A 7,067-nucleotide genomic window follows, 5' to 3' on the forward strand; every position below is an offset into this window, starting at 1 on the left:
GTGGGGTGACAGGTGGGGGTGGCGGCGGACTGGCACAACCACCGAGGATCGCTGCGCAAAATGCCAACGACAAAGGTGTACAAACGCGTTTCCCAAGATTTTTCATAGGTTGACCCGCGATAAGTGATCGACACCTTTTTGTGACAACAAAACCCGAGCGCAAAATCCACGGACCTGTCACAAAAAAAATTACTCGCGTATCACTTATAGCCCAATCATGAGCAAGGCCATGAAAACCTGGCAGTTCTTACATCACCGAATCGGAGCGATGCAAGGTGTTGCTCTGCAATTCATAACGCAATTCTTCAATCAGGGCTGCCGCGGCTTCGGCGGTTTGCAACGTGGCCATGTTCAAGCCACTGACCACCAGGTCCACCTGCCCGGAAAGAGGATGGTAGAGCTTGACCGTCAATGAATGGTCGCCGCTGATGCTGCACTCACAGGCCAGCGGTGAAAAACTCTGTTCGATCAGGGTCCGCAACTGGGCCAGCGTAATCATTGCGGTGGGCCCTGGCGGCATATTCCGTGGTATTGCAGGTTCATGAGGCCGTTCCTTTAGCGGTTTCGTGGGGACAGACAAGCGATCAGCAGACGCCTGCCCTGCACTACCAGCCTAAAAGCCGCTACACCGAGCCAACACATTAATTTGCACCCGGTGCATTAGTGCATTTGCACCTTAACGTTGCCCCTTGTTTCGCCCCGCGCCTGCAAACAATCCACGCTCGCGTGCCCAGACAATCGCTTCACTGCGGCTGTGAACATCCAGTTTGGAGTACACCGTCGCCACGTGATTACGTACGGTATTGGGTGCCAGTTTCAAGCGTGCGGCGATTTCCTTGTCGGCCAGGCCTTCGCAGATCAGGCCCAATACATCACGCTCGCGCGCCGTCAGATCGGTGAAGGAAACGTCGGGCAATCGTGGTGAGTTGACGCTCTTCACGTTGGCCAGCTTTTCAATCAGCGTGCGGCTGAACCACGAAGCGTCTTTCATCACTTCTTCGATAGCCGACACCAGTTCCAGCTCGGTGCGTTTGCGCTCGGTGATGTCCATCAGCACCAGCAGGTAGCACGGGCTGTCCTGAATGTTCACGGTGTCGGCTGACACTGCGCAATCAATCAGGCCGCTGTCTTTGCTGCGCACGCGAACATCGACGCGATCCAGCCTGCCGGTTTTCTCCAGTGCCGCGAACAGCCGCGCACGGGCGCTCTTGTCATCGAAGAAATCAATGTGCGCAATACTCTCGCCCAAGACCTCCTCGCTGGGGTAACCGAGGGTGTCGAGAAACGCTTCGTTGACATCGAGCACTACCTGATCCCCCGCACCGCACAGCAGAATCGGCACCGGGGACAAGCGAAAGGCTTTGGCGAAACGCTCCTCGCTCTGGCGCAAGGCGACTTCAGCCTTGTGCCGCGGCTCCATGTCGACGAACGAAAACAACATGCAAGGCTCATCGTTGAGTTCCAGGGGTTGGCCGGCAACGATCACCTGCTTGCCAGTGCCGTCAGCCATGCGCAATTCAGCCTGCATCTGCGGGATGGTGGTCCCTTCGAGCAAACGCTGCTTGGCCAATTCCTTGTTTTCGGCCTGTTCGAGTACGTCCAACTCGTAGGTGGACGTGCCGATCACCTGGTCGCGGGCAAAACCGGTCATTTCAAGGAAGCCGGGGTTGACCTTGATGTAGCGCAAATCACTGAGGCGACAGATCACAGCGGGCGCGGGGTTGGCAGCGAAGGTTTTTTCGAAACGCTGCTCGGCGCTGGCCCAGTCGGTGACGTCGTCCATGATCAACACCAGGGATTCCGGCTCGTTTCGGCTATCGGCCAAAACGATGCTGCGTACTTTGTGGACCCACGAGCGCTCGTCTTTGTCCGCCGTGGAGCTGACTTCCACCAGCACATCGCTGAACGTCTCGCCCCGCGCAACGCGGTTGATCGGGTAGCTGTCGACCGGCACCTCATGATTATTGCGATAGCGCAGGGAGAATCGCTTGGCGTAGGCCTTGGCGTTGTTTCCCAGATCGCTGACCTGTTCGACGCCGTGCATGGCCAGCGCGGCGTCATTGGCCCAGAGAATAGTCTGGTCGGGGTCGAGCAGGATGACCCCGTCAGACAGGCCGGCGATGATCTGCTGCAACTGGCGGCGATTGGTTTCGGTGGCGAGGACGTCCTGGCTCATTGTGGCTCCACACGTGTAATGACCCTGTGAAGACTACGACCGCCCGGGTTTGAGATAGTGCAAATAACCCTGTAGGAGCCGGCTTGCTGGCGATGGACGTGAACGATGACGCGCCCTGTCTGAATGATCGCAGTGTCCGGACGTTCTTCGCCAGCAGGCTGGCTCCCACAGGGGTTGAGGCACATCCGGAAGAGATTAGCCCCACAAAGGTTTGGGTTAAACCGTTCGATCTTGCAGCACCAACTCGCGCAACGTATCGAGAAACAACTTGAGCACCGGCGAATCATCATCTGCGCGGTAAGTGGCGTACAGCGGCACTTCCGGCAATGCCGGGGTCAGGCGTCGGAACACCAGGCCCGCCGGCGCCAGTTGCTCAATGGACGCCGGCAGCAACGCCACGCCGAACCCGGCACGCACCAGGCTGAGCAAGGTTTGCACCTCGATCACCTGCTGGCGGATCTGCGGGGTAAACCCGGACTGGAGGCAGCACTGGAACAGAAAGTCGGCGAACCGCGACTGCTTCAGTTCCAGGGCCACGAATGGCTCCTGAGCCAGATCCGCAGGCGCCAGGGTTTCCCGCGTCGCCAGTGGATGATCGATTGGCATGACCACCCGGATCGGCTCGTAGATCAGCAGTTCGTTGCGCAACTGCGGATCGTCGTAGCCGACCCGGAACACACAGGCATCGATGCGTTTCTCCTTCAACGCCTTGACCTGCGCCGCCGGGGTCATTTCGTGCAATCGCCAGTTGACCTGCGGATAACGCTCACGAAACAGATGCAAGGCCCGCGGCAGCACACCGACCATCACCGAGCTGATCATGCCGATTTCCAGCTCGCCCAACTGGCCGCGGCCGGTCTGGCGGGTCAGGTCCAGTGCGCGGTTGAGCTGTTCGAACACCAGCGGTGCCTGTTCCTTGAGCATCTGCCCGGCGGCGGTCAGTTCAACGCGGTGATGGCTGCGCTCGAACAACGGCGTGCCCAACTCCTCTTCCAGCAAGCGAATCTGTTGGCTCAGTGGTGGCTGGCAGATGTGCAGCCGAGTGGCGGCGCGACCGAAGTGCAACTCTTCGGCCAGCGCCATGAAATACCGCAGCAAGCGCAGGTCCATGCCGTTTACCCCAGGTTCAGCGGTGTCGAGCGTTGACGCACCCCGGTCAGACTGAACAAGGCATTGGCGATGGCCGGGGCCACCGCCGGGCTGCCCAGCTCACCGACACCACCGGGTTTGCCCGGTTCGCCGTCGACGATCAGGATGTCCACCGCGGGCATGTCCGACATGCGCGTCACCCGATAATCATGGAAATTACTCTGCACCACCCTGCCCCGTTTGATGTCCAGTCGATCGAACAGGGCATGGCCGAGCCCCCACATCAAGCCGCCATAAATCTGCTCTTCGACACCACCGGGGGACACCGCCAGGCCGCAATCGACCACGCACGTGAGCTTGTCGACGTTGATTGCGCCGTCCTTTTTCGACAGGCGCGCGACCACCGCGATGAAACTGGTGTAGCCCTGATGGGTAGCGATTCCGAGCGCCGTCCCCTCCGGCAGTGGCTGGCCCCAACCGGCGCGTTCGGCAGCGCTTTTCAGCACGGCGACGTGCCGTGGCCGCTCGTGCATATGGGCCAGGCGAAAGGCCAAGGGGTCTTGCCCGGCGCCGCCGGCCAGTTCATCCATGAAGCTTTCCACGGCAAACACATTGGGGATGAAACTCACCGAGCGATACCAACCGCTGGGCACATTGCTTTCATGTTTGACCCAGACCAGGTCCAGATTGGCCGGACGATAGGCGAAATCCCAGGCCGTGATGGCTTCGGTGGTGCTGTAATCCATTTTGTCCGGACGCTCGAAATAACCTGGCTCCCATTGTTCCGGCGAGGCTGGCGACACCGCGTTGAGCTGCAACGCAGTCAGGCGCCCCTGTTTATCGAGTGCGCCCTTGACGCGGTGCAGCGTCGCCGGATGCATGAACAACGAGCGCATTTCATCTTCGCGGCTGTTCATCAGCTTCACCGGTACTTTGGCCTGCTGCGCCAGATAAGCCACCTCAAACAACCAATACTTGGCTTCTCGCGCACCAAAACTGCCGCCGGACACCATTTCGTTGATGATCACTTTGTCCTTGGCGATTCTGCACACCTTTTGCGCTGCCTCCAGCGCCGATGACGGCACCTGCACTCCGCCCCAATAAGTGATGGCATTGTCCTTGACCTGCGCGGTGATGCAGATCGGCTCCAGCGGGTTCTGCACTTTGTACGGCATGCGGTAATCGGCTTCGAGCAGCTTCACCGCGACCGGCCATTGCGCGCCTACATCGCCCGCCGCCATGGAGGACACCCGTTGCGCGCCTTTGTCATCCAGCGCTGCGGACTGGGCCTTGACCAGTTCGTCGCTGTCGAAACCGGCCAATGGCGATTCGCTCCATTGCACCTTGAGCAATGCCCGGCCCTGATGCGCCGCCCAGTAGTTGTCGGCCAGCACCGCGACGCCTTCCACGTTGCCACCGAGCACGTCAGGCCGCCCCGGGACGGCAATCACTTGGCGCACACCGGGCACTTGCAAGGTCGCGGCGGCATCCACTGACAACACCTTTGCACCGATTACCGGCGTGCGTTGGATGACTGCGACCAACATGTCCGGCAGCTCTACATCGATGCTGTACTTGAAGCGCCCGCAAACCTTGGCCTGGGCGTCGCGCTTATGCCGAAGCTTGCCGATGTAGCGAAACTGCGCCGGATCCTTGAGCGTGACCTGGGCCGGTGCCGGCAGTTCGGCGGCAACGCCCACCAGTTCAGCGTAAGCGAGACTGCGCTGGCTCGCGCCATGCACCACGCGACCCTCGATGGTGCTGCAACTGTCGGGGCTGACTTTCCATTGCCTCGCTGCCGCCGTGATCAACAACGCCCGGGCCGTGGCGCCGGCCATGCGCAAGCGGTCGTACTCCAGCGATACGCTGGTGCTGCCACCCGTGGAGAAGACTTTCCAGACCGGATGAATGTAGGTGTCGAAAAACGGATCTTCGGGCGAGATCACCTGCACAGTCATCGGGTTGACATCCAGTTCCTCGGCCACGCAAGCCGCCAGAGCCGTGTGCGTTCCGGTGCCGGAATCGTGCTTGTGCACCACCAGTTTCACCGTGCCATCGGGCAGGATGCGCACCCAGGCGTTGGGTTCGAACGTTCCCGTCGGCGTCGGAGCTTTGGGGTCAGTCGCGCCCAGGCTCGATGGCAGATAAAACGCGATGGCCAGACCGCCGGTAGCGGTCGCGGCTTGCTTGAGAAACACGCGCCGCGCGAGATTCACCTGGGAGTTCGTCATCACGCCTCCTTCGACGCGGACGCCGCGCGCTTGATCGCTTTGTTGATGCGTCCGTAAGTGCCGCAGCGGCACAGATTGCCGGACATGGCATTGCGAATCGAATCGTCGGTGACCGCAGCGCCAGTGTTGAGCAGCGCGGCGGCGGACATGATCTGCCCGGATTGACAGTAGCCGCATTGCGGGACATCTTCGGCAACCCACGCCAGTTGCAGCGGATGCTCTTGTGTCGCTGACAGACCTTCGATGGTGGTGATGCTGTGGCCCGCCACGGCGGCGACCGGCAGCTGACAGGATCGCACCGCGACACCGTCCAGGTGCACGGTGCAGGCACCGCACAGGCCCATGCCGCAACCGAACTTGGTGCCGGTGAGTTTCAAATGGTCACGCAACACCCATAACAAGGGCATGGAGGGCGATGTCTCAACCAGCTCGTGTCGTTCGCCGTTTACCGAGAATTCGATCATTGTCAGGCTCCAAGAGAGCGGCCCGTCTTTGTGCAGGCCTGGTGATCGATTATTGGAAGCCTTGTGAAAACCGGGCCAGCGACGATTTCTGCCATCCTGTGTAAGTAGGACTAACAGCATGTACAAGCGATACCCGTCGGTGCAGTCCATGAGCGCATTCATCCAGGCGGCGCGCAGCGGCAGTTTCTCCAGCGCGGCGCGCAAACTCGACCTGACTCACAGCGCCATCAGCCAGCAGATTCGCGCCCTTGAGGACTTCATCGGCCAGCCGCTGTTCGTGCGCGAAGGTGGCGGCAGTAACCTGACCGATGCCGGGCAATTGTTCGCCAGTGTGCTGTCCGACGGATTGGCGCAGATCGACCGGGCGCTGTCTTCGGTGAAGAACCGCAGCGTGACCCAACGGCTGACCCTGGATGTCGACAGTGAACTGGCCCAGAGCTGGCTCAATCCGCGCTTGCCGCAATTGCTGGGTCTGTTGCCCGATCATGAGGTGGTGCTGTTGTCGATGCCACGCTCGGACCGCAGCGCGTTCGAGCGCGTCGACCTCGCCTTGCGTTACGGTTATGGCGATTGGGAAGACTGCGAGATGACGCAGATCTGCGGTGATCGGGTGATGGCGGTGGCTTCGCCCGAGCTACTGGAGCGCTATGGTTTGCAGTTGCCGTTGAGTCCGGCGCAGATCCTTGAATTGCCTTTGCTGGGTTACACGCGGCGCTCCTGGATACCATGGCTGGATGCGGCGGGCATGCCTCCCGTGGAGCCTCCTGCGCGGGTGGTCTTTGATAACGCGGCGAACCTGATTGCCGCCGCCGAAGCCGGGGTCGGTGCCGGGCTGGTGCGAGGTCTGCTGGCCGCGGATGCGTTGCGCAGCGGGCGGCTGGTGGCGCTGAACGACGCGCAGATTGCGGCGCACTACAACCTGTATGCGGTCTGGCCGCGTGGGCAGGCCGAGCGGGTGGCGCCGGTGGTTGAGGCGGTCAGGCAGCTGGCCTTGCTTACACAACACTGACGCCATCGCTGGCAAGCCAGCTCCCACAGTGACCGAGCTGGCAATCCAATCTCTGTCACACCTCAAAACCTGTGGCAGCTGGCAAATCCAATCTCTGT

The 7,067-nt window shown here is 60.9% G+C and carries 6 protein-coding genes; 1 reads left to right on the forward strand and 5 read right to left on the reverse strand.

What is annotated here, in order from left to right; all coding sequences use genetic code 11:
- Positions 1-247: 247 nt before the first annotated feature.
- The 5 genes from D8V06_RS04020 to D8V06_RS04045 form a co-directional block, all read right to left on the reverse strand.
- On the reverse strand, positions 248-499 hold the full coding sequence (locus D8V06_RS04020) for a DUF1652 domain-containing protein (protein WP_056852859.1): 252 nt from the start codon (positions 497-499) through the stop codon (positions 248-250).
- Positions 500-676: 177 nt separating this feature from the next.
- A complete protein-coding gene (locus D8V06_RS04025) occupies positions 677-2,176 on the reverse strand; it encodes a helix-turn-helix transcriptional regulator (RefSeq protein WP_130904780.1) in 1,500 nt (499 codons plus the stop codon).
- A gap of 216 nt (positions 2,177-2,392) precedes the next feature.
- A complete protein-coding gene (locus D8V06_RS04035) occupies positions 2,393-3,286 on the reverse strand; it encodes a LysR substrate-binding domain-containing protein (protein WP_130906422.1) in 894 nt (297 codons plus the stop codon).
- 5 nt (positions 3,287-3,291) lie between these two features.
- Complete coding sequence (locus D8V06_RS04040; RefSeq protein ID WP_130930490.1) at positions 3,292-5,496, reverse strand: molybdopterin cofactor-binding domain-containing protein; 2,205 nt, start codon at positions 5,494-5,496, stop codon at positions 3,292-3,294.
- The gene (locus tag D8V06_RS04045) at positions 5,496-5,960 is read right to left on the reverse strand and encodes a (2Fe-2S)-binding protein (protein ID WP_130904776.1); all 465 of its coding nucleotides are present in this window, start codon (positions 5,958-5,960) and stop codon (positions 5,496-5,498) included. The genes D8V06_RS04040 and D8V06_RS04045 overlap by 1 nt, the downstream gene beginning before the upstream one ends.
- Positions 5,961-6,078: 118 nt before the next feature.
- Between D8V06_RS04045 and D8V06_RS04050 the strand changes: the two genes are divergently transcribed.
- Complete coding sequence (locus D8V06_RS04050) at positions 6,079-6,969, forward strand: LysR substrate-binding domain-containing protein (protein ID WP_056852864.1); 891 nt, start codon at positions 6,079-6,081, stop codon at positions 6,967-6,969.
- Positions 6,970-7,067: the final 98 nt, after the last annotated feature.

It is taken from the genome of Pseudomonas sp. Sample_24 (assembly GCF_004307605.1).
In the GTDB taxonomy this organism is placed as follows: Bacteria; Pseudomonadota; Gammaproteobacteria; order Pseudomonadales; family Pseudomonadaceae; genus Aquipseudomonas.